Consider the following 26,605-nt stretch of genomic DNA (forward strand, 5'->3'; position numbering starts at 1 on the left):
CGCCTGCGCGCCCCGCAAAGCTGATCTGCATCAACATCGGCTGGCGACGGCCGCGCAATGCCCCCTGGAGATCCATGCCATGTCGGTCCTGGGTCGCCTTTCGCCGAGGATATTGTTAGAAGGCGCATGTGATTGTCGGAGCGGATATGACCCATGGCTCATCGTCGGCGGACCCGGATGCGTCGGGTGCCCAGTCCTTCCTGATCGAAGCGAGCGAGCAGCTGGCTGCCGCCCGGTCGATGGCGGAAGTCGTCGATGTCTTGCGCCGGACGGCGCGGTCCGCGATCGGTGCGGAAGGAATCGCCATCATCCTCAAGGATGGCGACCTGTGCCATTATGTCGCAGAGGATGCGATCGGCCCCTTGTGGAGCGGCAAGCGCTCCCGGCCGATAGCTGCGTGTCGGGTTGGGCGATGCGCCATGCCCGGACCGTCGCCATCGCCGACATAGAGAGGGACGATCGGGTGCCGCAGGACGCCTATCGCCCGACCTTCGTCCGCAGTCTGGTGATGGCGCCGATCGGCAGGCCTGCGCCGGTGGCGGCCCTGGGCGCCTATTGGTCGCAGGCAGGCGAGCATGACCAGGCGACCATCGCCCGGCTGGAAAGCCTGGCGCACCTGTCGGGCATCGCGATCGAAAACGCGCGTCTGATTCATGAGATGGAAGAAAGCGAACGCCATCGCGAGCTGATCCTGGCAGCCGGTCGCATGGGTAGCTGGACATTCGACACCGCCACCGGCGTGCTGGACGCATCGGGACTATGTCGCCGTAATTTCGGCCGCGATCCGGCGCTGCCCTTCAGCTATGCCGATCTTCAGGCGGCCATTCACCCGGAAGACCGGGATTGGGTCAATACCGCAATCCGCGACAGTTTGACGAGCGGGCGCGACTATGACGTCGAATATCAGGTGATGACGCCCGATGGCGAGGTTCGCTGGATCGCAGTAAGGGCTCAGCCGACCCGGCTGGCGGATGGCACTGCCACCGGGCTGGCCGGCATATCGATCGACGTCACCGATCGAAGGCGAATGGAGGATGCGCTGCGGACGTCCGCAGCGACGCTGGAGCATCTGGTCGAGGAGCGGACACGCGAACTGGTGCGGACGCAGGATGCGTTGCGGCAGTCCCAGAAACTCGAGGCGATGGGCCAGTTGACCGGCGGCGTCGCACACGACTTCAATAATCTTCTGACCCCGATTATCGGCAGCCTGGACTTGCTGCACCGACGGCAAGTGGGCGGCGAACGGGAACAGCGGCTGATCAGCGGCGCTTTGGATTCGGCCGACCGGGCGCGGACGCTGGTCCAGCGGCTGCTGGCCTTCGCCCGCCGGCAACCGCTCAAGCCCGAGCCGGTCGACCTGTCGACGCTTATCCTCGGCATGGCCGAACTGATCGGCACGACGCTAGGCCCGCAGGTGCAGGTGCGGCTGGACCTGGCGGCGGACCTGCCCTTCGCCCAGGCCGACGCGCATCAGGTCGAGATGGCGCTGCTCAATCTCGCGGTCAATTCCCGCGACGCGATGCCGGCCGGGGGCGAATTCACCCTGTCGGCGCGCTGCGTCGAACAGACAGAAACGCCGGCCGAAGGCGTGACGCCGGGACGCTATGCCGTGGTGTGCGTAACCGATACCGGCACTGGCATGGATGCGGAAACCCGGCGGCGGGCGATCGAGCCTTTCTTTTCCACCAAGGGTGTGGGCCAGGGCACTGGCCTTGGCCTGTCCATGGCCCATGGCCTGGCGCTGCAACTGGGCGGCGCGCTGACGATCGACAGCGCGCCGGGACAGGGCGCGTCCATCGCCCTGTGGCTGCCGGTGAGCGAACAGACGCACCCGCCCGGCAGGGCGGCTTCAGCGGCACCGTCCTGCTGGTCGACGATGAAGATGTGGTGCGGGCCAGCACTGCGGACATGCTCGCCGACCTCGGCTTCGACGTGCTGGAGGCGCGCTCCGGGGGCGAAGCGGTCGAGCATCTGCGACAGGCCGATCACATCGACCTTGTCGTGACCGACCATATCATGCCGCACATGACCGGCGTCGAACTGGCGCAGGAAATCGCGCTTATCAACCCCACCTTGCCGGTGCTGATCGTATCGGGTTATTCCGACGCTGTCGGGCTGGCCGCAGGCCTGCCCCGGCTGGGCAAGCCGTTCCGGCAGGCCGACCTGGCCGCCGCACTGGCGAGCATCCGGCACCATCCGCTGTTCGCACCGCTCAGCATAGCGACGGAGACTCGTGCGGACTGACCCGTCAGATCAGTCCGCGGTCCAGCCCCCATCCACCACCAGGCTGGTGCCGGTCATCAGCGCCGCCGCATCCGAGGCGAGAAACACCACCACGCCCATCAGATCCTCCACTGTGCCCAGTCGGCCGAGCTTGATCTTGTCCAGCACGCTGGCGAGGAATGCCTTGTCCTCGAAAAAGAGTTTGGTCATCGGCGTTTCGATGAAGGTCGGGGCGATGGTGTTGGATCGGATGCCATGGGGCGCCAAATCGAGGGCCATCGCCTTGCTCAATCCCTCCAGCCCCCATTTGGATGCGCAATAGAGCGAACGACGCGGACCGCCGACATGGCCCATCTGCGAGCCCATATGGATGATCGACCCGCGCACCCCCGCATCGATCATCCGCCGCGCCGCGCTCTGGGCGACGAAGAAGGCAGCGCGCAGGTTGAGGCCCAGCACGGAGTCATAATCCTCTTCCGACACGTCGGTAAAAGGCTTGGGCCGGTTGGTGCCGGCATTGTTGAGCAGTATGTCGAACGGCGCGACGCCGTCGAGCGCCTGCGCCGTGCCAGTCACGTCGTTGACGTCGAGCAGCAGCGCGTCGGCCTGGCCGCCCGCCGTGCGGATCGCCTGCGCGCCTGCCTCGACCTCGCCATGGCTGCGGGCGGCGAGGGTGACATGCGCGCCCGCCTGCCCCAGCGCCGCCGCGCAGGCGAGGCCGATGCCCCGCCCTGCCCCGGTCACCAGCGCCCGCTTGCCGTCCAGCCGGAAACTCGGCGTCGTCGGTAGTGTGTTCATGCTCAGGCGGCCGTCGCCGGGGTCGGTTCCGCCATGCCGGCATAGGGCACGTTGCGTCCGCCGTAACGGCGCACGCGGATATTCGCCTGTTCGCCATGGCCGGCGAAGCCCTCCAGCCCGCACAGGCGGCTGCAATATTCGCCGACCAGTGCAGATGCCGCATCGGTCAGCACTTTCTGATAGGTGCAGGTCTTGATGAACTTGCCGACCCACAGCCCGCCGGTATAGCGGGCCGACTTCCTGGTCGGCAGCGTATGATTGGTGCCGATCACCTTGTCGCCAAAGCTGACATTGGTACGCGCGCCCAGGAAAAGGGCGCCGTAATTGGTCATGTTCTGCAGGAAATAATCGGGGTCTGCGGTCATTACCTGAACATGCTCTGAAGCGATCGTATCCGCAATCCGCACCATTTCGGCATCGTCTTCCGCCACGATCACTTCGCCATAGGTCTCCCACGCCTTGCGCGCATAATCGGCGGTCGGCAGGATCATCAGCAGGCGTTCGATTTCCCGCATCGTCTCGCGCGCCAGCTTTTCCGATGTGGTGAGCAGCACCGCCGGGCTGTCCGGCCCATGTTCCGCCTGCCCCAGCAGATCGGTCGCGGCCAGTTCCGCGTCGCAGCCAATTTCGTCGGCGATCACCAGCGTCTCGGTCGGGCCGGCGAACAGGTCGATGCCGACCCGGCCGAACAACTGGCGCTTGGCTTCTGCGACGAAGGCGTTGCCCGGTCCGACCAATATGTCGATCGGATCGATGCTCTGCGTCCCCAGCGCCATGGCACCGATCGCCTGGATGCCGCCCAGCGCATAGATGGCGTCGGCTCCGGCCATGGCCTGCGCCGCCACGATGGCCCGCGCGGGCTGCCCCTGGAAGGGCGGCGCGCAGGTGATGACCCGCGGCACGCCCGCCACCTTGGCGGTGATGACCGACATGTGCGCGGATGCGAGCAACGGATATTTGCCGCCGGGCACATAGCAGCCTGCGGCGTTCACCGGCAGATTCCTGTGTCCCAGAATCACGCCCGGCAGCGTTTCCACCTCGACATCGTGCATCGATGCGCGCTGAATCTGGGCGAAATTGCGCACCTGCGTCTGCGCGAATTCGATATCCTTGCGCTCCTGCGGCGTCAGGCTGTCGACGCAGGCGTCGATTTCCGCCTGGCTGAGCCGATAATCGTCGCGGTCCCAGCCGTCGAACTTGATCGACATCTCCCGCACGGCGGCGTCACCGCGCATTTCGATGTCGGCCAGCGCCGCCTCGACGATGTCGCGCACCTTGCGGTCCGCATCCGCTTTCGCTTCGGCGGTTGCGCCACGCTTCAGATATTGAGCCATATTGCTGATCCTCGTTTAAAAGCCATTCACCGCCGTCTCGACATGATCCACGTCCGGCGGTGTGATGAAAAATGGGCCGACCAGCGCGCGCCACGCCTGATAACCGGGCGAATTGCGGAAGCCGTCGACATGCGCGGCGACGGTGTCCCAGCCCACGACCAGTCGATAATGACCCGGCCGATCCACCGACCGGTCGAGCCGAAAACTGCGGCACCCGTCCGCTGCGCGAAAATGCGGGGTCGCCAGCGCGACCGCGGCCTCGAAGCGCTCCGCATCCGCCGGATCAATCTCGATCCGCGCCACTTCCCTGATCATGCCAGTCTCTCCCCGAATCGCGATATTTATTGCATACTTATGCATTGCGATTCTCGCAACGTTCTTAGCGGAAATAATGCTGAATCATAAGGTAACGGTCGAAACATGCTTGCAATCATATTCAATAAACATGATCGGCGGTTGCTCATTCCTGCAACTCTTGCGAAGAAGGGCCGTGACCATCAGCGACCGCTCCTTCATCACCGCCCATGACGTCGCCCGCGCGGCCGGGGTGTCCCAGTCCGCGGTGTCGCGCGCCTTTACGCCCGGCGCCAGCGTGGCCCCCGACACGCGCGCGCGCATCATGGACGCCGCAACGCGGCTCGGCTATCGCCCGAACCTGCTCGCGCGCTCGCTGATCAGCGGCCGCTCCAACATCGTGGGCGTGGGCGTCGGCGATCTGTCCAACCCCTTCTTCGTGGAGACGTTGCAGCTATTGTCGCGAACGCTCGATGAGGCCGGGCTTAGGCTGCTGCTCTTCCCGGCCGAGGCCCACGGCGGCGGCGAGCCGTCCATCAACGAAATCCTGCATTATCGCCTCGATGCACTGGTGCTGCTGTCCGTCGGCCTGTCGTCTGGCCTGGCGGAAGAATGTCGCAAGGCGCAAGTGCCCGTGGTCCTCTACAATCGCACGACGCAGGACCATGCCGCCTCCAGCGTGATCGGCGACAATGGCATCGGCGCACGCACCATTGCGGCCCATCTGCTGGCGGGCGACCACCGCCGCATGGCCTTCATCGCCGGCGCGGATGGTTCATCCACCAACATGCAACGCGAAAAGGCCTTTTTCGGCTATCTTGCCGAACAGGGCGCAACTGCGCCCCTTCGCGCAGCCGGCGACTATCGGACCGAGGTCGCCACCGCTGCAACGCGCCAATTGCTGGCCGGCCAGGATCGGCCCGACGCCATCTTCTGCGCCAATGACAATATGGCGATCGCCGCGATCAATGTCGCGCGGCATGAATTTGGGCTGGATGTCGGCAGGGAAATCTCGATCGTGGGCTATGACGATGTGCCGATGGCCGCATGGCCGGCTTTTTCCCTCACCAGCTATGCCCAGCCTGCGCAGCGCATGGTCGACGAAGTGTTGCGGCTGATCCTGGCCCTCCGCGACGATCCCGATCGGCATGAGGATGTGGTGGTCGATGGTGGACTGGTGGTCCGTGGCAGCAGCCGGACGATCCGTCCGCGATGACCGCGATCATCGAGGGATAGACGCCCGCTGCCTGCCCGTTGCGATCGCCGCCCGGTTCAGTCCAATATGCCCGGCAGGTCGAGGCCCTTTTCGCGCGCGCATCTCAGGGCGATGTCATAGCCCGCGTCGGCATGGCGCATGACGCCCGTCGCCGGGTCGTTCCAAAGCACCCGCTCCAGCCGCCGCGCCGCCGCTTCGCTGCCGTCCGCGACGATCACCATGCCGCTATGTTGTGAATAGCCCATGCCGACCCCGCCGCCATGATGCAGGGACACCCATGTCGCGCCGCTGGCGGTGTTGAGCAGCGCATTGAGCAACGGCCAGTCGGATACCGCATCCGATCCGTCGCGCATGGCTTCCGTCTCGCGATTGGGGCTGGCGACCGATCCGCTATCCAGATGATCCCGGCCGATCACCACCGGGGCCTTCAGTTCGCCTGTCGCCACCATCTCGTTGAAGGCCAGTCCCAGCCGGTGGCGGTCGCCAAGGCCCACCCAACAGATGCGCGCCGGCAGGCCCTGGAACCGGATTTTCTCCCGCGCCATGTCGAGCCAGCGGTGGAGTGGCGCGTTGTCGGGCAGCAGTTCCTTCACCTTGGCGTCGGTGCGATAAATATCTTCGGGGTCGCCCGACAGCGCCGCCCAGCGGAACGGGCCGATTCCGCGGCAGAAGAGCGGGCGAATATAGGCGGGGACGAAGCCGGGAAAGTCGAAGGCGTTCGCTACGCCCTCATCCTTCGCCACCTGCCGGATGTTGTTGCCATAATCGACGGTCGGTACGCCTGCCGCCTGGAAATCGAGCATCGCCTGGACGTGGATGGCCATCGACGCCTTGGCTGCCGCCGCGACGGTTTCAGGCGCGCGTTCGCGCTGTTCGATCCATTGCGCGACTGTCCAGCCGGAGGGCAGATAGCCGTTGACCGGATCATGGGCCGACGTCTGGTCGGTCAGCAGATCGGGCCGGATGCCGCGGCGGTAGATTTCGGGCAGGAGGTCGGCGGCATTGCCGAGCAGGCCGACCGAAACGGGCGTCTTTGCGGCATTGGCTTGCTCGATGATCGCCATCGCCTCGTCGATCGTGTCCGCCGCACGATCGAGATAGCCGGTGCGCAGGCGCATCTCGATCCGGCTGGGCTGGCATTCGATCGCCAGGCAGGAGGCCCCCGCCATCACCGCGGCGAGCGGCTGTGCCCCGCCCATGCCGCCCAGGCCCGCCGTCAGCAACCAGCGGCCCGACAGATCGCCGCCATAATGCTGGCGGCCCATCTCGACGAAGGTTTCATAGGTGCCCTGCACAATGCCCTGGGTGCCGATATAGATCCAGCTACCCGCCGTCATCTGGCCGTACATGGCCAGCCCCTTGCGATCTAGTTCGTTGAAATGCTCCCAATTCGCCCATTTTGGCACCAGATTGCTGTTGGCGATCAACACACGGGGGGCATCGGCGTGCGTGCGAAAGACGCCGACCGGCTTGCCCGATTGCACCAGCAGGGTCTGGTCGTCCTCAAGTCCGCGCAGCGCTTCCACGATCTTGTCGTAACTCTCCCAGTCGCGCGCGGCACGGCCGATGCCGCCATAGACGACCAGTTCCTCCGGCCGTTCGGCGACGTCGGGGTGCAGGTTGTTCATCAACATGCGCAGCGGCGCTTCGGTCAGCCAGCTTTTGGCGGACAATGCGGTGCCGGTGGCGGGGTGGATGATGCGGCTGTTGTCGAGGCGGATCATGGCGATACTCCTTCAGGCGCGGGCAAAGGCGATGCACGCCGCGATGATGGTTTTGAGGTCGGCGATCAGCGGGGTCGCAGGATCGAAAGGCGGTGGCCAGTTGCCGGGCGATGGCCGCGCCGGCTCGACCAGATAGCCGCCCATGGCGAGTTCCATCTGGATCGCATGATAGCCTTCCGCCGGTCGGCCATAGTGACGCGTCGTCCAGCCACCCCGGAAGCGCCCGTTGAGGACATGGTTGCGCCCGATCGCCCCGACCGTGCCGACCACGGCCTCCTCCAGAACGGGATCGCAGGTCGTGCCGCCATCCGTGCCGATATTATATTGCGGCAGTTGGCCGTCGAACAATCGGGGTACATGGCTGCGGATCGAATGGGCGTCGTACAGCACGACCTTCCCATGCAGAGCGTGAAGCCGATCGAGTTCCGCCGACAAGGCCGCATGATAGGGGTTGAAATAGGCGGTGCGCCGATGCGCAATCTCCATCTCGTCCGGCTCCTGGTCCACATGATAGAGCGGTTCGCCGTCGAATGTTTCGGTCGGGCACAGCCCTGTCGTCGTCTGTCCTGGATAGAGCGACTGGCCGGACGGATCGCGGTTGCAGTCGATCACGCTGCGCGACAGGCGGGTCCGCACCATCGTCGCCCCCATGTCGGCGGCGAAGGCGTAGAGCCGGTCGATCCACCAGTCGGCATCCTTGCGCGCCAGCCAGGGCGACACGAAACGATTCTCCAGCTCCGCCGGAATATCGGTCCCCGTATGCGGCAGGCCGATCACCAGCGGCGCATCGCCGGATATGATGTCGATCCAGTCGGTCATGACAGGCCCGGCAAGTCTATGCCCGCCGCTGCGATCAAGGCGCCCGATCGAATGATGGCGTTGGCCGCCTCCATATCCGGGTGGAAATGGCGATCATCCTCCAGCATCGGCACGTCGCGGCGCAGGCGGGCGCGGGCGCGCTCCAGCGAGGGGCTGGACGCCAGCGGCGCATGGAAATCGCACCCCTGTACTGCCGCCAGCAATTCGATACCGATGACGGCGCCCGCATTGCGCGTCATGTCCAGCAAGCGTCGGCTGCCATGCGCGGCCATCGACACATGGTCTTCCTGATTGGCGGAGGTTGGCAGGGAATCGACGCTGGCCGGAGTCGCGCGCTGCTTGTTTTCGGACACCAGGGCCGCGGCGGTCACTTGCGGAATCATGAAACCGGAATTGAGTCCCGGCCGCGGCGTCAGGAAAGCGGGCAAACCGGACAGGGCCGGATCGACCAGCATCGCGATGCGCCGTTCGGTGATCGACCCGATTTCGCAAATGGCGAGCGCGAGCATGTCAGCGGCGAAGGCGACCGGTTCGGCATGGAAATTGCCGCCGGAGAGTGCCTCGTCCGTGTCGGGGAAGATCAACGGATTGTCGGATACGCCATTGGCCTCGATCGCCAATGTCGTCGCAGCCTGGCGCATCAGGTCCAGCACCGCCCCCATCACCTGCGGCTGGCAGCGCAGGCAATAGGGGTCCTGCACCCGCGCATCATTTTCCAGATGGCTCGCGCGGATCGCCGATCCCGCCGTCAGTTCCCGCAGCGCCCTGGCGGTTTCGATCTGGCCCGGCTGGCGGCGCAAGGCATGAATGCGCGGATCGAAAGGCGTGTCCGATCCCTTCGCCGCTTCGGTCGCGAGTGCGCCGGTGATCAGCGCGCACTGGAACAGATTTTCCGTTTCGAACAGGCCCGCGAGGGCGTTGGCGGTCGAAAACTGAGTGCCGTTGAGCAGCGCCAGCCCCTCCTTCGGGCCAAGCGTCAGGGGAGACAGGCCGGCCCGCTCCAGCGCGGCGCCAGCGGGCAGGCGCTGGCCATTCATATCGATTTCGCCGACGCCGATCATCGCCGCGGCCATATGCGCCAGCGGCGCAAGATCGCCGCTCGCGCCCACCGACCCCTGCGACGGCACGACCGGCGTCAGGCCGTGCTGCAACAGGGCTTCGAGCATCGCCACCGTTTCCGGCTTCACGCCCGACGCGCCCTGAGCGAGGCTGACGAGCTTGAGCGCCATCATCAGTCGTATGATCGGGACCGGCGAGGGCTCTCCCGTGCCGGCCGCATGGCTGAGAACGATATTGCGCTGGAGCGTCGCCAGATCCCCGTCGCCGATCCGGACGCTCGCCAGTTTGCCGAAGCCGGTGTTGATGCCATAGACCGGCTGATGTCGCGCCAGGATGCGCGCGACCGCCAGCGCGCTCGCCACGATCGCCGGCGCGCTGGCAGGATCGATATAGGGCGTTGCGCCCCGGTAGATGGCGCGCCACTGGCTCAGGCTGGTTTCGCCGGGGGTAAGAATGATCTGGCTCATAGGCCCTTCCAGATGCGGGCATGGAGCGGATTATGCCCCATGCGATAAACGAGTTCGGCCGGACGTTCGATGTCCCAGATGGCAAGGTCGCAGCTCTTCCCCGCCTCGATCGTGCCGGTTTCGTCGCTCGATCCCAGCGCGCGGGCCGCGTGGCGCGTGACACCCAGCAGGCATTCCTCGACGGTCAGGCGGAACAGGGTCGCCCCCATGTTCATGACGAGAAGCAGCGACGTCAGCGGCGACGTGCCGGGGTTGCAATCGGTCGCGAGCGCGATCGGCACGTCGGCGGCGCGCAGTCCCTCGATCGGCGGCAACCGGGTTTCGCGCGTGAAATAATAGGCGCCCGGCAACAAGGTCGCGACCGTTCCGGCCCGCGCCATGGCGGCGACGCCTTCCGTGTCGAGATGTTCGAGATGATCGGCCGACAGCGCGCCTGCTTCGGCCGCCAGCCTGGCGCCGTTAAGGTTGGAAAGCTGTTCGGCGTGCAGCTTGACCGGCAGCCCTAGCGTGCGCGCGGCGCCGAATACGCGGCCGGTCTGATCGGCCGAAAAGCCGATCCCTTCGCAAAAGGCATCGACCGCGTCGACCAGGCCCAGACCGGCGGCGGCGGGCAGCATGTCCTCGCAGACCAGGTCTATATAGCCGTCGGAATCGCCTGCATATTCGGGTGGGACGGCATGCGCGCCCAGGAAGGTCGTGTGAATGGTGACGGGCCGTTCCTTGCCCAACGCGCGGGCGGCGCGAAGCATCTTGATCTCGTCGTCGCACGTCAGGCCGTAGCCGGACTTGATCTCGACCGTGGTCACCCCTTCGGCGATCAGCGCATCCAGCCGGGGCATGGCGCTTCCGACCAGTTGCGCTTCGCTGGCCGCTCGCGTCGCGCGCATCGTCGACAAAATGCCCCCGCCCGCCCGCGCAATCGCCTCATAGGAGGCGCCGGCCAGCCGCAGTTCGAATTCCTGTGCGCGATTCCCGGCATGGACCAGATGGGTGTGGCAGTCGATCAGGCCGGGCGTTATCCAGCGCCCGTCGCAGCCGATCACCTCGTCCGCTTCGAAGGTGGGCGCGTCGGCGGCGGAGCCGACATGAATGACGCGCCCGTCGACAGCGGCGATCACGCCATCGTCGATGACGCCCAGGCCTTCGCCCGCCATCGTCGCCAACCGCGCATCCCTCCAAAGTCGATCGCATTGCATGTCGAATCTCCCTGCCCTCCGAGCATTGCACCGATGAATAATAATGTATAGACATAATATCGGAGGCCAGCCGATGAATGCGAACGCAAGCCATTTCGTGCATTTCGCCACGGCCCTGCTGCCAGAGGGCTGGGCGGATGATGTGCGGATCGCCATCAGCGATGGGGTGATCGCCTCGATCATATGTGGCGCCCACGCCCAGACCGGTGACGATCGGCACGGTATCGCCCTCCCCGGCCTGCCCAACCTGCACAGCCACGCCTTTCAGCGCGGCATGGCCGGTCTCGCGGAGGTTCGCGGATCGACGAACGACAGTTTCTGGACCTGGCGCGAAACCATGTATCGCTTCGTCGATCGCGTGACGCCCGACCAGCTTCAGGCGATCGCCGCACTCGCCTATGTCGAGATGCTGGAGGGCGGCTTTACCCGCGTCGGGGAGTTTCACTATCTCCATCATGACCGTGACGGTCGCCGCTTTGCCGATCCCGCGACCATGAGCGCCGCGATCGTCGCGGCGGCGCAGGACAGCGGCATTGCACTCACCCATCTGCCGGTCTTCTATGCCCATGCCGGCTTCGGCGGCCTGCCGCCCGGCGACGGACAGCGCCGCTTCCTGCATGACATGGGCGGTTTTGCTGCGTTGCTCGACCGGCTGCGCACCGGCCTTTCCCTTTTACCGGATGCGATATTGGGCGTCGCTCCCCACAGCCTGCGCGCGGTGACGCCGCCACAACTGAGCGCGCTGGCCGCACTGAGCGACGGGCCGATCCATATCCATGTCGCCGAGCAGGTGAAGGAGGTGGAGGATTGCGTCGCCTGGAGCGGCGCTCGCCCGGTCGAATGGCTGTTGGCCAATATGGCGGTCGACAGCCGCTGGTGCTTCGTCCATGCGACCCATATGACCGACACGGAAACGCAAGCGCTGGCGACAAGCGGCGCCGTGGCGGGCCTCTGCCCGATTACCGAGGCCAATCTGGGCGACGGCCTGTTCCCGGCCGCCGGATTCCTGGCGGCCGGCGGCGGTTATGGCATCGGGTCGGATTCCAACATATTGATCGACGCGACCGAAGAACTGCGCCTCCTGGAATATGGTCAGCGGTTGGGCGCGCACGGTCGTAATGTCATGGCGTCGGCGGGCGGATCGACCGGCGGCGCGCTCTTTCGCGGCGCGTTGCAGGGCGGGGCGCGTGCGCTTGGCGCCCCGGCCGCCCTGGCGAAGGGGGCATCGGCGGATTTTCTTACGATCGACGGCGATCATCCTTCTCTGGCCGGGCGGCAGGGGGATGCGATCCTCGACGGGTTGATCTTCGCCGCAGGTCGGTCGGCGATTGACGGCGTCTGGCGGCGCGGTCGCCGCGTCGTCGAGCAAGGCCGGCATATCCATCGCGACCGCATTGCCGCGCGCTATCGGCGCGTGCTCGCAGATCTGCTCGCATGAAGCCGGCGACGCTGCACGATCGCATCCGCCAGGATATAGAAAATCGGATCATGGCGGGTGTGTGGGAGCCGGGGCACCGCATTCCGCCGGAGCATGAATTGATGGCCGAATATGCCTGTTCGCGGATGACCGTGAACAAGGCCATATCCGCCTTGACCGAACGCGGCCTGATCGACCGGCGCAAGCGCGCGGGCAGCTTTGTCGCTGCACCGACGATGCATCGCGCGATGCTGGAGATTCCGGACGTGGCGGTGGAGGTCGAACGACGGGGGCGCAGGCATAGCATAGAAATATTGGAGCGAATCGAACGGGAGGGCGATAGCGATGATCGTCGCCTGCTGGCGATGACGGCGGGGCCGGTACTCGCCTTGCGTGGCATCCATCGCGCCGATGGAACGCCCTTCGCGCTGGAAGAGCGACTCATCAACCTTGTCATCGTCCCTGCCGCCGCGGATATAGACTTTACGCGCGAAAGCCCCGGCCGCTGGCTGCTCGGCCATGTTCCCTGGACGGACGCGCAGCATCGCATCACGGCGACGGCCGCGACCGCCGCCCAGGCGGCGCATCTGGACCTGCATCCAGGCGCGCCATGCCTGTCGATCGAACGCGCCACATGGCGCACCCAAGAACGCATCACGCATGTCAGACTGCTTTATCCGGGCGATCATGCATTGAGCGCGCGCTTCATCGCCTGATCGCCGCCGCGCCGGCCTTTCAAAGCATGGGAAACCGGCCGTATTCGGCCGGAAAGGGAACCTGCCATCTGGGGCACGGGTTATCGCGCCAAAGGAGAAGGCGATGGATGAGACTGGGAACAAAGAGGAAAGCGTCACCCATGTGACGACGACCGACGCGCGAAGTGGCTCGCGGACGCGGGTTACCCGTAATATCCTTGCGGTCAGCCTGCTGCTGATCGTCATCCTTCTGGCGGTGGCAGTCGGGTTCGGCTTTTTCGAAACGGGTCAGTCCGGTGCCGACAATGTGAATGTCGACAACAGCGCGCAGCAAAGCGGTCATCCATCCAATGGCGGTTGATGCCGGGCGGCTTGTCGTTCGGAGGGGACGCAGAGATCGTCGGCACAGGGGGCAATTCGATTGATCTTACTTCCTTGTCCACTCAGCCGACCGCCGACCGCCTTCGCGGGTTGCTGTTCGGCTTTTTCAAGCAAAATCAATGGCTAGGCAAAAATTGGCCGGTGGCCGCGTTAACCATTTTTTCACAAATATCGACAAGATTCGGGGATGCTCGACCTGATCGAGAACAACTGCGCCGAAAAATCGACGCTTTCGCTGCTAAAGGAATGTCGCGATGACAGTCGATAAATTGGCCTTCAGATTTGACCGGAGGCAACATCCGCGCTTCGTCACCGCTTTCGAAGCCGAATTGCTCGAAGGCGATGAAGCGCGCATGGTGATCGTCGGCGATATCTCGGCGGGCGGATGCCTGCTGGAAGAAGGTCGCGGATTAAAGGTCGGTAGTCGCGTGCAGCTCCGCGCCAAGGGGCTGGACATGGCATCGCGTATCAGCTGGGTTCGCGACGACCTGTGCGGCGTGCGCTTCACCCAGATGGTGGACCCGCTACAGGTCATTCAGGATAATATGACGAGCGTTCCAAGCCTGACGGATATGATCGCGAAATTCTCGCGGGACCGCCTGGACGGGGCCGAATTACGGCGTTGAAATTCCGTCCGGGATGCCGAAGCGGACCGGCCGGAACCGATCAGCTTCATAGGACAGATCAGCTTTTCGCCTTGTCCAGATCATAGCTGCCCAGCCCCGGCTTGAATGTCTTTTCGTCGATAAACTGCCGGGTCGCTTCCTTGCGGCCTTCGCTGTCGAAAAAGCCGGCCGCTTCCTGCGCGCGCACCAGATAATCCTCCGCATTATGGTAGGTCATTTCGCGCACGCGGCGGATGGCCCATTTCGTGGCGCGCAGAGCTTCCGCATTCTTGCCCAGCAACACGGTCGCGATTTCCGTCACGCGCGCTTCAAGCGCGGCGGCCGGCACGGCTTCGTTCACAAGGCCCCATTCCGCCGCCTGCGTGCCGGTCAGGTTCTCGCCCATCATGGCGTGATACATCGATCGCCGGAACCCCGTCAGTTCGGTGATGATCTTGCTCGCGCCGCCGCCGGGCAGGATGCCCCAGTTGATTTCGGAAAGGCCAAACTGCGCATCTTCCGCCGCGACAGCCAAGTCGCAGGCAAAAAGCGGGCCATAGGCACCGCCGAAGCACCAGCCGTTGATCATCGCGATCGTCGGCTTCTGATACCAGCGCAGCCGTTCCCACCAGCCATAGGCCTCTCTTTGCGCCTTGCGCGTCGCGTGCAGGCCTTGCTGCTCATTTTCCCGGAAATATTCCTTCAGGTCCATGCCGGCGGACCAGGACGTCCCTTCGCCCGTCAACACCAGCACTCCGACATCGTCCCGAAATTCCAGCTCTTCCAATATCCGCATCATCTGCCGGTTGAGCTTGGGGCTCATGCAGTTGCGCTTCTCCGGGCGGTTGAACCACACAGTGGCGATGCGGTTTTCGACCTTGAAGCCGACAGTATCTTCTTCTGCGCGATCAGACATGGCATTCCTTCCCGGATTGACTAAAGCTTGCTATGATAGATAGCATAATTTAATTGCTATGTACAATAGCATAATGGAGCCTTGATGCACGATCCTCTTGCCCATCTGCCCGGCTACGCCCTGCGTCGGGCGGCGCATGTGATGATGGACGACCTTTCGACGCGTCTGCAGGCGATCGACCTGAAATTGTCCGAGGCGTCGGTTTTGCTGCTGATCGACGGGCGGGACGATATTACGTCGAGCGAGATCGGGCGCGTCCTCGACATTCAGCGCGCGAACATGGTGCCGCTGCTCAATCGTCTGGATGCGCAGAGGCTGATCCGGCGCAGGCCGCTGGATCGCAAGTCGATGGCGATCATGCTCACCGAGGAGGGGCAGGAACGGCTCGTGCGCGCAAAGGCCATCACCGAAGCGTTCGAGGCGGACCTGTTGGCGCGCATTCCCAGGCAGCATCGGGATCATTTCGTTCCGGCGCTCAATGCCCTTTGGATGACGGCGCCGTAGCCCGATTGCGGCGGGGCAACGGACAATGACCGGCGCCCTACGCGCCGCCCAAAGCCAAGCCCGGCGTCATCGCCTATCCGCCTGGTGACAAAAGAGACTCGTGCCAGCGCCGCTCATTTCTGCTTGCATACCGGATCGTCTCCACCCTTGCGCAGCGCCGGATTTTGAAATTGAAGCGACTTGTGCTAAAGCCACTTTGCTGAACGTCGCGTTTTGACGGATATCGGGCCGCTTCGGCTCTCCTTTGTCCCCATATTTGCCTCTAAAAGCCGGGATGCGCGAATTGTCGCGTATGCCCGTGGACTTGCGACAAGGAGACTTCGTTATGATCACCGGAACCGTCAAATTCTTCAATGCCGACAAGGGCTATGGCTTCATCGCTCCGGAAACCGGCGGCGACGATGCTTTCGTCCATATTTCCGCCGTCGAACGCGCCGGCCTGCGCACGCTCGATAAGGACCAGCGCGTGACCTACGAACTGGAAAAGGACCAGCGCGGCAAGATGTCGGCAGTCAATCTCCAGGCGGCCTGACAAGGCTTTATCGGGGGGCTTGGCCGGGCGGCTCCATCGCCTGGCCCCTTCCCGCCTGCATTTGGAACAACAGGATATTTCTCTGCATGAAAAGATATAAGGAACCACAGTTTCAGGAGCGCATAGCTGCGGCGGCGCGCGCCCGAACGGCGGTTCTCGAGCAACTGCGTGACAAGCCTCCGGTCGATGAGGCCGCGGCGGCGGAACGCGCCGAACGGCGTCTCGCAAAGGAAGCGGCTGCGCGGGAAAAGCGTCAGAAAGCGCTTCTGGCGGCCAAGGAAGAAAAGGCCGCCAAGCGGGCGCTGGCCCTGGAAGCCGCGGCGGCAAGCGCCGCACGCCAGAAGCCGGTGCTGACGGAAGCCGAACGCAAGGCCGCGCGCGACGCGCGCTATCTGGCCCGGAAGAACCGGGCCTGATTTTGAAGAGGCATGGCGCATTTCCACCGTCAGGCGGCGATCCGGGGATTAACGTCCCGACGGCGCGCCCTGCGGGAGGATCATGCGCCTTTCGCCTGCAAACAGAACGCGGCACAGGCCGCCAGGATTTTACAATGAATATTACTCCCGAAACCCGCGGCCGCCCGGCCCTCCGCCTGCCTTATGGCCGGTCGGCCGGACGACCGGCCACGCCGGCAGCAGCAATATTGTCGAGCTGCGAATTGAAGCAGATCGTCGCGGCCGTGCTGGGCTGAACATCGCAGGCCGGGAGGACATATGTCCTGCCGGCCTCCCAATATTATAAGGAACACCCATGAGCCGAGAAAAAATCCGCCCCTTTTTGATTACCAAGGATGAGGAAGGGAATTTTCGGCTCACTGTTCGCGAAACCCGCTATAATTCCCAGGGCTATCCGCTCGTAACATCTCAGTTGCAGGATGAAGTGTTCAAGTCGGCAGCGGCCGTGCGCAATTTCGCGCGCGACACGTTCAAGGCTCAACCCGGACAATATGCCACGCAATAACAGCGCATCAAGCCAATGAAGGGGCATGTTTTTGGCCATAACTGCTGAAGTTGCGACAGTTCCGGTGGAACTGATCGACACGGCCGATCTTCCCGATGGCGGGACATTGCGCCTGTTGCGGCGCGGCGACGATTATTCGATCCGCTTTCGCGACACGGAATTGATGGGCAATCAGGTTCGGCAATCCGAAGAGGCACTGGCCATTTTGACATGCCAGCGGCTGGCGCATTCCGACAGCCGCATCCTCATCGGCGGGCTGGGCATGGGCTTTACGCTGGGGGCAGCGCTCAAAGCGCTCCCGGCGACTGCCGCCATCACGGTGTCCGAACTCCTCCCGGCGATCGTGGAATGGGCGAAAGGGCCGCTGGCCCACCTGTTCCACGACTATCTGAACGATGACCGCGTGTCGCTGAAGATGGGCGACGTCCATGATGCCATCGTGCAGGAGACGGTCGGATATGACGCGATCCTGCTGGATGTCGACAATGGACCCGATGGGTTGATCCACATCGCCAACGAACGGCTCTATTGCAACTGGGGGTTGCGTGCGGCCTATGCGGCGTTGCGACCCAGGGGCATTCTGGCCATATGGTCGGCCTATCCCGACGACGATTTCGTCATAAGGCTGGAGCAGGCCCTTTTCGATGTCGAAGAGGTTGATGTGGCGGTGGTGATCGACGGCGAGCCCGCTACCCACACCATCTGGTTTGCGACCCGACGGGAATGATGCCACGACCGGGATGGTCGTTTATTCGTCTGGTCCATATCAGTCCCCATGATGGCGCGGCACAGCGCCACAGCAGCTTCTCGTCCCTCCCCTGTTCATCCATGCCATGAGTCGTCGCTTCTGATCCCGGCGTGACATCAATTCCACCGTCAGCCGGGAAGACGCCTGTCATCTCGCTCCAGACGCGACCATAATCCGCTGGAGATTGACTTTTTCACGATCACCTTTGGCGAGACGTCGGACGAACATTCGCAAGAATTGCAGCTCAACCTCAATATCGACGGAAACAAGCTGGTCATCGGTGCCTGAGCGCATCGAGGGTGGCGATGTGACGGGGCGTCTCCTGCTTAAGGCAGCAGGACGGCCTTGATGCAGCCGCCCTCATGTTGAGCAACGACAGCGGCATTGATTTCGGCCAGCGGGAAGGTCGCGATCAGGCGGTCGAACGGGAAGCGACCCGCGCGATGCAGCGCCAGCAGTTCCGGAATGAAGCTGTCTAGGTCGCTGTCGCCCTCGACGATGCCGATGATCCTGTGGCCATAGGTAATGACCGACGCCAGGTTGATGGCGATGCTGCTTTCGGGCCGGGGCGGAACACCGACCAGCCCCAGCATGGCGTGGCTGGCGAGACTGGCGCGCGCGGCTTCGACCACCGTCTCGCGCCCGCTCGTTTCCAGCGCGAAGTCCACGCCGTCGGGCAGGATGGCGCGGATCGCCGCGGATATGTCTTCAGATGCCGGGCCGCTGGCCGGGTCGATGACATGGGTCGCGCCCAGCTCCAGCGCCATGGCGCGGCGGCTCGCGATCGGCTCGACCAGAATGATGGTCGCGCACGCGCGAATGACGGCCGCCATCACCGCCGCCAGTCCGACCGGACCGCCGCCGAAGATCGCGATGCTGCTTCCCGGCGGGCAGGCCATGGATCGCATGACGGCGCCCGCGCCCGTCTGCAGGCCGCAGGCGAGCGGACCGAGGGTTTCGAGCGCAATCCCCTGTGCATCGACGCGCACGACATTGCGCTCATGGGCCAGGGCGTGGCTGGCGAAGGAAGATTGGCCAAAGAAGCTGGCGGACAGGCGTTGCTCGCCAAGGCTGAGGCCGGAACTGCCGTCAGGACGCGCGCCGGTGTAGTTGAGCATGGGGAAGTCGCGACAATAGGACGGCAGATGCTCGTCGCAGCGGGCGCAATGGCCGCAACTGCTGAAGCCGATGACGACGGCGTCGCCGACCTGCACCTTCGTTACGGCAGAACCGATCGCCTCAACGATGCCCGCGCCCTCGTGGCCAAGCACGGCGGGCAGCGGGATCGGAATGAACTGGTCGCGCGCGACGAGGTCGGTGTGGCACAAGCCGACCCCGGCGATCCGTACCCGTACCTCATTGGGCCGGGGCGTCTCGATCTGCACCGTCTCGACCGAGAAATCCCCGTGCGCTTCGCGCGCGATCGCCGCCATGATGTCCACTGGCCCTGTCCTTTCCGTGCGCGATCAGGCGGCCGTATAGCCGCCGTCGGCGATAAATTCCGATCCGGTGATGAAACCCGCCGCGTCGCTGGCGAGAAATGCGATCAACGGCGCGATGTCCTCGGCCGTGCCCAGCCGGCCCATCGGAATCAGCCGTGACCAGGCGGCCAGCGCCTGCTCCGGCGGGATGAGGTTGCCGTCCGCATCGCGCGGCGGCTCCCAGTCGGCGCTGAGGTTGGTCGCGACCGGCCCCGGCAACACGGTATTGACGCGAATGCCGGTCGCCGCCAGCTCGGTTGCGACCGCCTTGGACAGCGCGCGCACCGCGCCCTTGGTCGCGCTATAGGCCGCATATTCCGCGCCGCCGACCTTGCCATAAATGGACGAAACATTGATGATCGCGGTCGTACTCGCGCCTTGCGTCAGGGCCGCGCGCATCAACGGCAACACACCCTGCATGCCCAGATAGACGCTGTCGACATTGACCCGCTGCTGTTTGCGAAGCAGGTCGATTCCCGCTTCGGCAAAGGGCCGGGCGATCATGATGCCGGCATTGTTGACCAATATGTCGATCCGGCCATATTTCGCCTCCACTGCCGCGAACACAGCCGCCCAGTCGGCCTCGTTCGACACGTCATGATGCAGCGTCACCACGTCGTCCCCCAGCATCGACGCCGTCTGCGCCAGGCTGGCGTCGTCGATATCGGTCAGGACGAGGGTGGCGCCCAGCGCATGGAGCAGCTGGGCGGTGCCCCGGCCTATGCCGGATGCGGCGCCGGTGACGAGGGCGATCTTGCCGTCCAGGGCAAATAGGGGCTGGCTCACTCACTCTACTCCGATATTCGATCCGGGGAATTGCTGCGCGTCGGGCATTGTCGGCAACCATGGCACACGATTGTCGCAATAGACTTCCATGACCGGGACATGCCGGTCGAAATCGTCCAGCGTGCCCGCCTTGATGAGCACGAGTCCCGGCAACACATCGGCGATCGAGGCGATCGGCGATCCGCATGTGGGGCAGAAATGTCGCGCGACGGCCTGACCGCTGTCGCCGGTGTCGGCGAAGACCTTCGTCTCGCCCTGTTGCGTGAAAGCATCGGCCGGCACCGCGACGACGACCGAAAAGGCGCTGGCGCCCTGCCGCTGGCAATGACGACAATGGCAGACCGCGGTCAGCAGTGGCGGGCCGGTGAAGCTGTAGCGAACCTGGCCGCACAGGCAGCGGCCATGGGACAGAGGCCCGCTCATAGCGCCACCACCACGGATTTGGGTTCCAGATAGGCGTCCAGCACTTCCATTCCATTCTCCCGGCCAAGGCCCGATTGCTTGAACCCGCCAAAGGGAAAGGCGGGGTCGGCGACCATGATGCAGTTGATGAAGACCGTCCCCGCCTCGATCCGCGCGGCGGCGCTATGGGCGGTCGCCAGGTCGCGGGTCCAGACATGCGCGGCGAGGCCATAGGCGCTGTCATTGGCCAGCGCGATCGCTTCATCCAGATCGTCGAACGGCGTTGCGGCCAGCACCGGGCCGAATATTTCCTCGCGGGCGGCCTCGGCATCGGGGGATACGTCGCGCAGGACGGTCGGCGCAAAATAATGCCCTTGGTCGGGGAGAGCGATGTCGCCCCCTACCCGTTCGATTCCGGCGCGGTGGGCGCGGTCGACGAAGCCGCTGACCTTGTCATGCTGCCGGGCGCTGATGAGCGGGCCAAGCTGGCTCGCGCGATCGCCGCTCGGCCCGATCCTCTGCGCCGCGCCGACCTGCGCAATCCCTTCGAGCGCCTGATCGTAAACGGAGCGATGAACGTAGAGCCGCGTGCCCGCATAGCAGACCTGTCCCGTGTTGAAGAAACAGCCCATCGCCGCCTGGGGGATGGCGAGCGACAGGTCGGCGTCGGCGCAGATGATCGAGGGCGATTTGCCGCCCAGCTCCAGCGTGACCCGCTTGATGGCGGGGACCGATGCGGCCAGGATCGCCTGCCCGGTGGCGGTGGAGCCGGTGAAGGCGACCTTCGCGACATCCCGGTGGCCGGCCAGCGCCGCGCCGGTGCGGCCGTCGCCCGTGACGACCGAGAATACGCCGGGCGGAAATCCCACGTCGCGGGCGATCTCGGCCAGACGCAGCGCCGACAGCGGCGTTTCCGGCGCCGGTTTCAGGACCAGCGTGCATCCCGCCGCCAAAGCCGGCGCGATTTTCCACATGGCGAGCACGATCGGGAAATTCCATGGCGTGATCGCCGCTACGACGCCGATCGGTTCGCGTCGCGTATAGACATGATAGCCACCCGGTGTCGCGGCGAGCGTCCCGGCCCTGCCCGCAAGTTTGCTCGGCCATCCGGCATACGTGCGCAGCCATGCCACGGCGGCGGGAATATCGACGGCTTCGGCGATCGCGACCGGCTTGCCCGTATCGAGCGATTCCAGAGCGGCAAGGCGCTGGATGTCGGCCTCGATCGCGTCGGCGAAGCGGTGTAGCAACCGCTCGCGCGCCAACGGAACCAGATCGCGCCAGGCCGGGTCGCGCAGCGCCGCCTTCGCCGCCGCGACGATTGCATCGACATCAGCGTCGCTGGCGACCGGAATATCGGCAAAGGCCTGACCGGTGCAGGGATCTTCATCCGCCGCCAGCCTCGTTACCGGCAGTATGTCGTCCCCGGCCCGCAGCTGCAGGTCGGGCAGGTTCAGCCCGGCAAAGCCCGCCTGCATCGTCCCCGCTTGCATCGTCATTGCATCATCTCCCGTCCGCGCTTGCGGAAGTCGCTGGGGGTTTCGCCGGCATATTGACGAAAGGCGCGCGTAAAATGGCTCTGGTTGGTGAAGCCGAGAAATTCGGCGATCGTCGCCAGCCCCATGTCCGACTGGGTCAGCATCTGCCGCGCCCGGTCGAGCCGGGTCTTCATCACATATTGATGGGGCGACATGCCCGCCGCTTTGCGAAACACGCGGCAGAAATGCGACGGGGTAATGCCGGCCTGCGCCGCCATTTCCTCCAGGCTGTGACTGGCCTGGGGCCGTTGCTGGACCGCGTTCATGACGTGATGCAGGCGATAGGCGGAGAAGGCGGCGGTCGGGATATCATCGCCGCTCGCCGAAATCGGTCCGCGCAGCATGTGCGCCTTCAATGCATTGACCATGGCGCCGACATAGATGTCGCGCGCGGGCGATGGCGGGGCGTAAAGTTCCGCCAGCACTTGCCGCGTCAGCGCTACCCCCAGCGGGTCGGTGAAGGCGAAGCGCAGCCGCCGGAACTGGTCTGCGACGGGTGCGACCTTGAGGATATGGGACGAGACGCTGAGCGTCACGACATCCAGTTCGCCATTGACCAGCCAACCGGTTTCCTGCCCCGAAGGAACGATCGTGGCACAGCCGGGCATGGAACTGAGTTCGCTCCACCCGTCGCGATCCCAGGTCTTCACCTGCGGCTTGCCGGCGATATGGACAGTGAAGACCGGATCGGGCAGCGCCGGCAGGGTATAGGTGCCCACGAACTGGCGCCAACGACATAATTGCCAGCCATCATCGTCCGAGCCAAGCTGGATGTCCGGCATCCGTCCGAGCGCATCGATGATGATGCTCTCGTTCGTGCCCACCTTGTTGCGGGGAGGCATCCACGCGGTCATGCGGATACCAGCCGGGTATCGAGATTCTTGAGGCCATTGATGAAATTGGAGCGGAAACGGCGCGGTGGGCCGGTCACCTCGAAGCGGCGGACTCGTCCCGCCAGCAGTCCGAATGCCACCCGCAACTGCATTTCAGCCAGGCGCGATCCGACGCAGACATGCTGGCCGCTGCCGAACGCCAGATGCTGGATATTACCCCGGCCGATGTCGAAGCGGTCGGGATCGGCGAACACCGCCTCGTCGCGATTGGCGGCGATATACCACATCACGACCTTCTGCCCCCGGCGGATCGCCTGCCCGCCAATCTCCACATCGGCCATGGCCGTGCGCCGCATGTGCATGACGGGACTGGCATAGCGGACCATCTCGCGCACGCCGTTCTTCAACAGCTCACGGTCCTCGCGGATGCGATCCCACTGGTCGGGATTGTCGGAAAAGGCGACGATCGAGTGACTGAGCGAATTGCGCGTCGTTTCATTGGCCCCGACCAGCGTCAGGATGAGATTGCCCAGAAATTCGTTGAAGGTCACCGGCACGCCATTGACCTGCATCGTGGCCAGCAGGGTGGCGATGTCGGTCCCCGGCGTCGCGCGCCGATCGGTGAAGAGCTGCTGGGCAAAGGCCATGAACTCGCCCATCACCGCCGCCATGGCCTCCGGCGACTGGCGGAACTCGGGATCATCCTCGCCGACGAAAGCATTGGTCCAGTGATAGAGCTTGATCCACATGTCCGGCGGCAGGTCGAGCAACTCGGTCAGCGTCAGCAGCGGCAGCGGCGCCGACAGCAGCGGGACGAGATCGACCGACTCATCCAGTGCGATCTTGTCCAGCAGCGCCGCGCATCGCGCCGTGATCCGTTCCTCTATGCCCGCCAGCCGCCCCGGCGCGACGGCGGGCATGATGAACTTGCGATATTGGGTGTGCACCGGCGGATCGAGCGAGATGAACGGCACGCCGATCGCAGTCTCTCCCGCGCCGGTCAGGCCGACCTCATTCTCGTTGAAAATCCGGTGCCCGCCATTGTCATGGGCCGACGAAAAGAGATCGGGCCGCTTCGACACCTCGACGATATCGGCATAGCGGGTCAGCGCCCAGAAACCGCTGCCGTCCGCCTCCGGGTTCCAATAGACCGGCTGGTCCCGCCGGAGCCGGGCGAACACCTCGTGCGGCGCCCGGTCGAGATAGAGGTCGGGGTTCTTGAGATCGGGACCAGTGGTGGCGGTCATGGTGCTGCGCTCCCTCTTAGAAGCTCACCCGCGCGGTCACGCCATAGGTACGCGGCGTGGACGGAACGAGGAAATTATAGGGGAAGCCGGCGCCGCGCAGGTCCAGCCCATAAGCATAGACCTTTCGATTGAAGGCGTTGTTGATCCAGCCGCGGAGCTGGAGATTGTCATGCACCCAGATCAGGCTGGCGTTGACCTTGGCATAGCCGGCCTGTTGCAGTTCGGAATTGATCTGGCCGGTGCCTGGCGCATTCTCGCTGTTGAAGGGCGAGAAATATTGGCGGCTGAAATAATTGATCGTCGGCGAGAAGGTGACGGTATCGCTGCCGGCATCGATGATCTTCCAGTCGATGCCCGCCTGCGCCGTCCAGTGTGGCGCGAACGGCAGGTCGTTGCCCGCGAGATTGACGCCCTGCAGCGCCAGTTCCTTGTACCGGGCATGGAGATAGCCGGCCGACGCGTTGAGCGTCAGCGCGGATATGATCCGCAGGCTCGCTTCGACCTCGCCGCCATATACTTCCGCTTTGGGCGCATTGACCAGAATGTTGACCGGCCCGGCGCGCAGGTCCTGTACCTGCTGGTTCGTATAGTCATAATAGAAGCCCGCGGCCGAGAAGGTCATGCGATTGTTCAGCGCGCGCCCTTTCAGGCCCAGTTCATAGGCGTTGACCCGTTCGGGATCGACATAGTTGATCCCCGACGAGGAGGTATAGCTGCCGCCGTTGAAGGCGCCCGAACGATAGCCGCGATTATAGCTGGCATAGGCAAGCAGGCCATTGTCGAACGTGTAGCTGAGCGCCACGCGGCCGGTCAGCGCATTGTTGCGCCCCTTGAGGATGAAGATCGCGGCAGGATCATAGGCGCAACTGCCCGGCGCGCCGGCGCAGGGAACCGTCGTCGCGATCGGCGTTTGCGGATCGGTGACGCTGCCCGCGAACAGATAGGCATAGCCGTCGTCATAGTGACCACGATCGGCGGTATAGCGCGCGCCCAGCGTCAGGATCAGCTTGTCGGTCAGATTATAGTCGCCCTGAAGGAAGGCGGCATAGGAACGGCGGGTCTGGCGGTAATGCTGGAAGAAGCCGCCATCGACGCCCGGCGCCAGAGCGCTGCCGATATAGAAGCTGTTGTCGGTGACGATCCGGTCCCAGCCGTAGAACACGCCGCCGACCAGCTTGAGCTTGTCCGATTCATAGTTGAGCCGGACTTCCTCACTGAACTGGCGGAACGTCGACCGCCAGTTGATGTTGAGCACGTCTATCGGGGCGCCATCCGAGGATTGCTGGAGGTTCTGCTTGCCGCCATCATAGGAAGTGATCGAGGTCAACGTCACGGCGTCGCTCAGTTCCAGGCTGATATTCGCCGCGACACCCCAGGCGTCGGTCTGGTTTTCACCGACACGGCTTTCATTCACTTCGAAGAAGCCAAGGCCCGTACGGAATGGCTCGAGCCCGTGGATACCCGCTTCGGTACCGCGATTCTGGCCGGCATAGGCGCGGATTTTGATGTCCAGCGGGCCGTTGCCGGGCCGGATGCGCAGTGATGCCCGCCCCTGCCAGGTGTCCACGCCGCCCGGATCGCGCCCGCCCGGCGCCACATTGTGGAACTGGCCGTCGCCCTTTTCATAATTGCCCGCGATGCGGATGCCCAGTTCGTCCTCGACCATCGTGGTTTCGACCGCACCCTGCACCTTGAAGGTGTCGAAATTGCCGTAGCCGGCCTCCAAATAGCCTTCCGTCCCTTTGAGCTTCGGCCCCTTGGTGATGAAGTTGATCGCGCCGCCGGTGGTATTGCGACCGAACAGCGTCCCCTGTGGCCCGCGCAGCACTTCGACGCGGTCGAGATCGAACAGGCCCATGCCGTGACTGGTGCGCGCGGCGATATAGACGTCATCGATGTAAACGCCGACTGGCGACGCCTGATTGGCGTTGAATTCATTGGCCACGCTGATGCCGCGCAGCGAGAAATTGGGCTGGGTGCTGCCATAGGGGCTGCTGACCTGCAAATTGGGTACCGCGGTCGCCAGCGCCGCGGAATTACTGATCCCCTTGGTGGCCAGCGTTTCGTCGCTCAGTGCGGAGATGGCGAGCGGGACCGACAGCAATGATTGCGACCGGCGCTGCGCGGTGACGACGATGTCGGGAATTCCGCCGCCATCGGCCTGCGATGCGGCAATCGCCGCACCCGACGCGTTCGCCTCCTGCGCCAGAGCCGGGGCCGCAGCGCCGCACATCAACGCGCCGACGAACATGTGCCTCGCAAATCCGAATTCCATAACCTCTCCCTTATCTGTCGGCCTTTTTTGCCGCCGAAGTTGTGCATTCGGTCTAGGGGATTGGAGGTCGGAAGGCTTTACACGGACCTGCTCTCGTTTTTTACATTTCTTGCGCAACGGCGCGCGCAACAATGCGCAAGCCGACGGATCATGTG

Annotated in this window: 30 protein-coding genes; 15 read left to right on the forward strand and 15 right to left on the reverse strand. The window is 64.4% G+C overall.

Going from position 1 to position 26,605, the window contains the following annotated elements; all coding sequences use genetic code 11:
- The first annotated feature begins 146 nt into the window (after window positions 1-146).
- Genes ABT375_RS19775 through ABT375_RS19785 form a run of 3 tightly spaced genes read left to right on the forward strand, consistent with a single transcriptional unit; the run spans window position 147 to window position 2,244 of the window.
- Window positions 147-449 (forward strand): hypothetical protein, encoded by a 303-nt coding sequence (locus ABT375_RS19775; RefSeq protein WP_416465703.1) that lies wholly within the window; start codon window positions 147-149, stop codon window positions 447-449.
- Window positions 413-2,005 carry an ATP-binding protein gene (locus tag ABT375_RS19780; protein WP_416465705.1) on the forward strand — a complete coding sequence of 531 codons (1,593 nt, stop codon included), beginning with the start codon at window positions 413-415 and terminating at the stop codon, window positions 2,003-2,005. The genes ABT375_RS19775 and ABT375_RS19780 overlap by 37 nt, the downstream gene beginning before the upstream one ends.
- A complete protein-coding gene (locus ABT375_RS19785; protein ID WP_416465707.1) occupies window positions 1,909-2,244 on the forward strand; it encodes a response regulator in 336 nt (111 codons plus the stop codon). The genes ABT375_RS19780 and ABT375_RS19785 overlap by 97 nt, the downstream gene beginning before the upstream one ends.
- A gap of 9 nt (window positions 2,245-2,253) precedes the next feature.
- Here ABT375_RS19785 and ABT375_RS19790 read toward each other — a convergent pair whose 3' ends face one another.
- From ABT375_RS19790 to ABT375_RS19800, 3 genes are read right to left on the reverse strand one after another with little or no spacing between them, the layout of a single operon-like run.
- Window positions 2,254-3,021, reverse strand: a complete 768-nt coding sequence (locus ABT375_RS19790) for an SDR family NAD(P)-dependent oxidoreductase (RefSeq protein WP_416465709.1) — start codon at window positions 3,019-3,021, stop codon at window positions 2,254-2,256.
- A 2-nt stretch (window positions 3,022-3,023) separates the two neighbouring features.
- On the reverse strand, window positions 3,024-4,355 hold the full coding sequence (gene hisD / locus ABT375_RS19795; RefSeq protein WP_416465711.1) for a histidinol dehydrogenase: 1,332 nt from the start codon (window positions 4,353-4,355) through the stop codon (window positions 3,024-3,026).
- A 15-nt stretch (window positions 4,356-4,370) separates the two neighbouring features.
- Window positions 4,371-4,670 (reverse strand): putative quinol monooxygenase, encoded by a 300-nt coding sequence (locus tag ABT375_RS19800; protein WP_416465713.1) that lies wholly within the window; start codon window positions 4,668-4,670, stop codon window positions 4,371-4,373.
- Between the two features lie 175 nt (window positions 4,671-4,845).
- On the opposite strand from ABT375_RS19800, the gene ABT375_RS19805 reads away from it, so the two are divergent.
- Entirely contained in the window at window positions 4,846-5,865 is a 1,020-nt protein-coding gene (locus tag ABT375_RS19805; RefSeq protein WP_416465715.1) for a LacI family DNA-binding transcriptional regulator, read from the forward strand.
- A 56-nt stretch (window positions 5,866-5,921) separates the two neighbouring features.
- On the opposite strand, the gene hutU is transcribed toward ABT375_RS19805, so the two are convergent.
- The 4 genes from hutU to hutI are packed head-to-tail and all read right to left on the reverse strand — an operon-like array spanning window position 5,922 to window position 11,130.
- Window positions 5,922-7,589, reverse strand: coding sequence for a urocanate hydratase (gene hutU, locus ABT375_RS19810; protein ID WP_416465717.1), 1,668 nt, complete (start codon window positions 7,587-7,589; stop codon window positions 5,922-5,924).
- A gap of 12 nt (window positions 7,590-7,601) precedes the next feature.
- A complete protein-coding gene (gene hutG, locus ABT375_RS19815) occupies window positions 7,602-8,408 on the reverse strand; it encodes an N-formylglutamate deformylase (protein WP_224546805.1) in 807 nt (268 codons plus the stop codon).
- The gene (hutH, locus tag ABT375_RS19820) at window positions 8,405-9,934 is read right to left on the reverse strand and encodes a histidine ammonia-lyase (RefSeq protein ID WP_416465719.1); all 1,530 of its coding nucleotides are present in this window, start codon (window positions 9,932-9,934) and stop codon (window positions 8,405-8,407) included. The genes hutG and hutH overlap by 4 nt, the downstream gene beginning before the upstream one ends.
- On the reverse strand, window positions 9,931-11,130 hold the full coding sequence (gene hutI, locus ABT375_RS19825) for an imidazolonepropionase (protein WP_416465721.1): 1,200 nt from the start codon (window positions 11,128-11,130) through the stop codon (window positions 9,931-9,933). The genes hutH and hutI overlap by 4 nt, the downstream gene beginning before the upstream one ends.
- 73 nt (window positions 11,131-11,203) lie before the next feature.
- On the opposite strand from hutI, the gene ABT375_RS19830 reads away from it, so the two are divergent.
- From ABT375_RS19830 to ABT375_RS19850, 5 genes are all read left to right on the forward strand, one after another.
- Window positions 11,204-12,568, forward strand: a complete 1,365-nt coding sequence (locus ABT375_RS19830) for a formimidoylglutamate deiminase (RefSeq protein WP_416465723.1) — start codon at window positions 11,204-11,206, stop codon at window positions 12,566-12,568.
- Window positions 12,565-13,263, forward strand: a complete 699-nt coding sequence (hutC, locus tag ABT375_RS19835; RefSeq protein WP_224546809.1) for a histidine utilization repressor — start codon at window positions 12,565-12,567, stop codon at window positions 13,261-13,263. Before ABT375_RS19830 ends, hutC begins: the two co-directional genes overlap by 4 nt.
- A gap of 103 nt (window positions 13,264-13,366) precedes the next feature.
- Window positions 13,367-13,603: a hypothetical protein gene (locus ABT375_RS19840; RefSeq protein WP_416465724.1), complete on the forward strand. Its 237-nt coding sequence runs from the start codon at window positions 13,367-13,369 to the stop codon at window positions 13,601-13,603.
- Window positions 13,603-13,881 carry a hypothetical protein gene (locus tag ABT375_RS19845; protein ID WP_416465726.1) on the forward strand — a complete coding sequence of 93 codons (279 nt, stop codon included), beginning with the start codon at window positions 13,603-13,605 and terminating at the stop codon, window positions 13,879-13,881. Before ABT375_RS19840 ends, ABT375_RS19845 begins: the two co-directional genes overlap by 1 nt.
- Window positions 13,878-14,249 (forward strand): PilZ domain-containing protein, encoded by a 372-nt coding sequence (locus tag ABT375_RS19850; RefSeq protein ID WP_224546812.1) that lies wholly within the window; start codon window positions 13,878-13,880, stop codon window positions 14,247-14,249. The genes ABT375_RS19845 and ABT375_RS19850 overlap by 4 nt, the downstream gene beginning before the upstream one ends.
- A 58-nt stretch (window positions 14,250-14,307) precedes the next feature.
- On the opposite strand, the gene ABT375_RS19855 is transcribed toward ABT375_RS19850, so the two are convergent.
- Window positions 14,308-15,144, reverse strand: a complete 837-nt coding sequence (locus ABT375_RS19855) for a p-hydroxycinnamoyl CoA hydratase/lyase (RefSeq protein WP_224546814.1) — start codon at window positions 15,142-15,144, stop codon at window positions 14,308-14,310.
- 84 nt (window positions 15,145-15,228) lie between these two features.
- On the opposite strand from ABT375_RS19855, the gene ABT375_RS19860 reads away from it, so the two are divergent.
- From ABT375_RS19860 to ABT375_RS19885, 6 genes are all read left to right on the forward strand, one after another.
- Complete coding sequence (locus ABT375_RS19860; protein ID WP_224546816.1) at window positions 15,229-15,648, forward strand: MarR family winged helix-turn-helix transcriptional regulator; 420 nt, start codon at window positions 15,229-15,231, stop codon at window positions 15,646-15,648.
- A gap of 325 nt (window positions 15,649-15,973) precedes the next feature.
- Window positions 15,974-16,180, forward strand: coding sequence for a cold-shock protein (locus ABT375_RS19865; protein WP_129927484.1), 207 nt, complete (start codon window positions 15,974-15,976; stop codon window positions 16,178-16,180).
- Window positions 16,181-16,266: 86 nt separating this feature from the next.
- Window positions 16,267-16,596 carry a DUF6481 family protein gene (locus tag ABT375_RS19870; RefSeq protein WP_261937277.1) on the forward strand — a complete coding sequence of 110 codons (330 nt, stop codon included), beginning with the start codon at window positions 16,267-16,269 and terminating at the stop codon, window positions 16,594-16,596.
- Window positions 16,597-16,730: 134 nt separating this feature from the next.
- Window positions 16,731-16,871: a hypothetical protein gene (locus ABT375_RS19875; RefSeq protein WP_224546820.1), complete on the forward strand. Its 141-nt coding sequence runs from the start codon at window positions 16,731-16,733 to the stop codon at window positions 16,869-16,871.
- 59 nt (window positions 16,872-16,930) lie between these two features.
- Entirely contained in the window at window positions 16,931-17,140 is a 210-nt protein-coding gene (locus tag ABT375_RS19880) for a hypothetical protein (RefSeq protein ID WP_082679199.1), read from the forward strand.
- A gap of 25 nt (window positions 17,141-17,165) precedes the next feature.
- Window positions 17,166-17,867 (forward strand): spermidine synthase, encoded by a 702-nt coding sequence (locus ABT375_RS19885; protein ID WP_416465727.1) that lies wholly within the window; start codon window positions 17,166-17,168, stop codon window positions 17,865-17,867.
- A gap of 347 nt (window positions 17,868-18,214) precedes the next feature.
- Here ABT375_RS19885 and ABT375_RS19890 read toward each other — a convergent pair whose 3' ends face one another.
- The 7 genes from ABT375_RS19890 to ABT375_RS19920 are packed head-to-tail and all read right to left on the reverse strand — an operon-like array spanning window position 18,215 to window position 26,450.
- Window positions 18,215-19,330, reverse strand: a complete 1,116-nt coding sequence (locus tag ABT375_RS19890; protein WP_416465728.1) for an NAD(P)-dependent alcohol dehydrogenase — start codon at window positions 19,328-19,330, stop codon at window positions 18,215-18,217.
- Window positions 19,331-19,354: 24 nt separating this feature from the next.
- Window positions 19,355-20,155 (reverse strand): SDR family NAD(P)-dependent oxidoreductase, encoded by an 801-nt coding sequence (locus ABT375_RS19895; protein ID WP_416465730.1) that lies wholly within the window; start codon window positions 20,153-20,155, stop codon window positions 19,355-19,357.
- Entirely contained in the window at window positions 20,156-20,578 is a 423-nt protein-coding gene (locus ABT375_RS19900) for a GFA family protein (RefSeq protein ID WP_416465732.1), read from the reverse strand. It abuts the gene before it with no gap.
- Window positions 20,575-22,056 carry an aldehyde dehydrogenase family protein gene (locus tag ABT375_RS19905; RefSeq protein ID WP_416465734.1) on the reverse strand — a complete coding sequence of 494 codons (1,482 nt, stop codon included), beginning with the start codon at window positions 22,054-22,056 and terminating at the stop codon, window positions 20,575-20,577. The genes ABT375_RS19900 and ABT375_RS19905 overlap by 4 nt, the downstream gene beginning before the upstream one ends.
- The gene (locus ABT375_RS19910; RefSeq protein ID WP_416465735.1) at window positions 22,053-22,949 is read right to left on the reverse strand and encodes a helix-turn-helix transcriptional regulator; all 897 of its coding nucleotides are present in this window, start codon (window positions 22,947-22,949) and stop codon (window positions 22,053-22,055) included. Before ABT375_RS19910 ends, ABT375_RS19905 begins: the two co-directional genes overlap by 4 nt.
- Window positions 22,946-24,175: a cytochrome P450 gene (locus ABT375_RS19915; protein ID WP_416465737.1), complete on the reverse strand. Its 1,230-nt coding sequence runs from the start codon at window positions 24,173-24,175 to the stop codon at window positions 22,946-22,948. Before ABT375_RS19915 ends, ABT375_RS19910 begins: the two co-directional genes overlap by 4 nt.
- A gap of 16 nt (window positions 24,176-24,191) precedes the next feature.
- A complete protein-coding gene (locus tag ABT375_RS19920; protein WP_416465739.1) occupies window positions 24,192-26,450 on the reverse strand; it encodes a TonB-dependent receptor in 2,259 nt (752 codons plus the stop codon).
- Window positions 26,451-26,605 lie beyond the last annotated feature (155 nt).

This window comes from Sphingomonas sp. VDB2, from assembly GCF_047946695.1.
GTDB lineage: Bacteria > Pseudomonadota > Alphaproteobacteria > Sphingomonadales > Sphingomonadaceae > Sphingobium > Sphingobium bisphenolicum.

What these genes read in the sequence shown, in the direction of transcription:
- ABT375_RS19775 (WP_416465703.1), top strand. Translation starts at nt 147, where the DNA reads ATGACCCATGGCTCATCGTCGGCGGACCCGGATGCGTCGGGTGCCCAG.
- ABT375_RS19780 (WP_416465705.1), top strand. Translation starts at nt 413, where the DNA reads ATGCGCCATGCCCGGACCGTCGCCATCGCCGACATAGAGAGGGACGAT.
- ABT375_RS19785 (WP_416465707.1), top strand. Translation starts at nt 1,909, where the DNA reads ATGCTCGCCGACCTCGGCTTCGACGTGCTGGAGGCGCGCTCCGGGGGC.
- ABT375_RS19790 (WP_416465709.1), bottom strand. Translation starts at nt 3,021, where the DNA reads ATGAACACACTACCGACGACGCCGAGTTTCCGGCTGGACGGCAAGCGG.
- hisD (WP_416465711.1), bottom strand. Translation starts at nt 4,355, where the DNA reads ATGGCTCAATATCTGAAGCGTGGCGCAACCGCCGAAGCGAAAGCGGAT.
- ABT375_RS19800 (WP_416465713.1), bottom strand. Translation starts at nt 4,670, where the DNA reads ATGATCAGGGAAGTGGCGCGGATCGAGATTGATCCGGCGGATGCGGAG.
- hutU (WP_416465717.1), bottom strand. Translation starts at nt 7,589, where the DNA reads ATGATCCGCCTCGACAACAGCCGCATCATCCACCCCGCCACCGGCACC.
- hutG (WP_224546805.1), bottom strand. Translation starts at nt 8,408, where the DNA reads ATGACCGACTGGATCGACATCATATCCGGCGATGCGCCGCTGGTGATC.
- hutH (WP_416465719.1), bottom strand. Translation starts at nt 9,934, where the DNA reads ATGAGCCAGATCATTCTTACCCCCGGCGAAACCAGCCTGAGCCAGTGG.
- hutI (WP_416465721.1), bottom strand. Translation starts at nt 11,130, where the DNA reads ATGCAATGCGATCGACTTTGGAGGGATGCGCGGTTGGCGACGATGGCG.
- ABT375_RS19830 (WP_416465723.1), top strand. Translation starts at nt 11,204, where the DNA reads ATGAATGCGAACGCAAGCCATTTCGTGCATTTCGCCACGGCCCTGCTG.
- hutC (WP_224546809.1), top strand. Translation starts at nt 12,565, where the DNA reads ATGAAGCCGGCGACGCTGCACGATCGCATCCGCCAGGATATAGAAAAT.
- ABT375_RS19840 (WP_416465724.1), top strand. Translation starts at nt 13,367, where the DNA reads ATGGATGAGACTGGGAACAAAGAGGAAAGCGTCACCCATGTGACGACG.
- ABT375_RS19845 (WP_416465726.1), top strand. Translation starts at nt 13,603, where the DNA reads ATGCCGGGCGGCTTGTCGTTCGGAGGGGACGCAGAGATCGTCGGCACA.
- ABT375_RS19850 (WP_224546812.1), top strand. Translation starts at nt 13,878, where the DNA reads ATGACAGTCGATAAATTGGCCTTCAGATTTGACCGGAGGCAACATCCG.
- ABT375_RS19855 (WP_224546814.1), bottom strand. Translation starts at nt 15,144, where the DNA reads ATGTCTGATCGCGCAGAAGAAGATACTGTCGGCTTCAAGGTCGAAAAC.
- ABT375_RS19860 (WP_224546816.1), top strand. Translation starts at nt 15,229, where the DNA reads ATGCACGATCCTCTTGCCCATCTGCCCGGCTACGCCCTGCGTCGGGCG.
- ABT375_RS19865 (WP_129927484.1), top strand. Translation starts at nt 15,974, where the DNA reads ATGATCACCGGAACCGTCAAATTCTTCAATGCCGACAAGGGCTATGGC.
- ABT375_RS19870 (WP_261937277.1), top strand. Translation starts at nt 16,267, where the DNA reads ATGAAAAGATATAAGGAACCACAGTTTCAGGAGCGCATAGCTGCGGCG.
- ABT375_RS19875 (WP_224546820.1), top strand. Translation starts at nt 16,731, where the DNA reads ATGAATATTACTCCCGAAACCCGCGGCCGCCCGGCCCTCCGCCTGCCT.
- ABT375_RS19880 (WP_082679199.1), top strand. Translation starts at nt 16,931, where the DNA reads ATGAGCCGAGAAAAAATCCGCCCCTTTTTGATTACCAAGGATGAGGAA.
- ABT375_RS19885 (WP_416465727.1), top strand. Translation starts at nt 17,166, where the DNA reads ATGTTTTTGGCCATAACTGCTGAAGTTGCGACAGTTCCGGTGGAACTG.
- ABT375_RS19900 (WP_416465732.1), bottom strand. Translation starts at nt 20,578, where the DNA reads ATGAGCGGGCCTCTGTCCCATGGCCGCTGCCTGTGCGGCCAGGTTCGC.
- ABT375_RS19905 (WP_416465734.1), bottom strand. Translation starts at nt 22,056, where the DNA reads ATGACGATGCAAGCGGGGACGATGCAGGCGGGCTTTGCCGGGCTGAAC.
- ABT375_RS19910 (WP_416465735.1), bottom strand. Translation starts at nt 22,949, where the DNA reads ATGACCGCGTGGATGCCTCCCCGCAACAAGGTGGGCACGAACGAGAGC.
- ABT375_RS19915 (WP_416465737.1), bottom strand. Translation starts at nt 24,175, where the DNA reads ATGACCGCCACCACTGGTCCCGATCTCAAGAACCCCGACCTCTATCTC.
- ABT375_RS19920 (WP_416465739.1), bottom strand. Translation starts at nt 26,450, where the DNA reads ATGGAATTCGGATTTGCGAGGCACATGTTCGTCGGCGCGTTGATGTGC.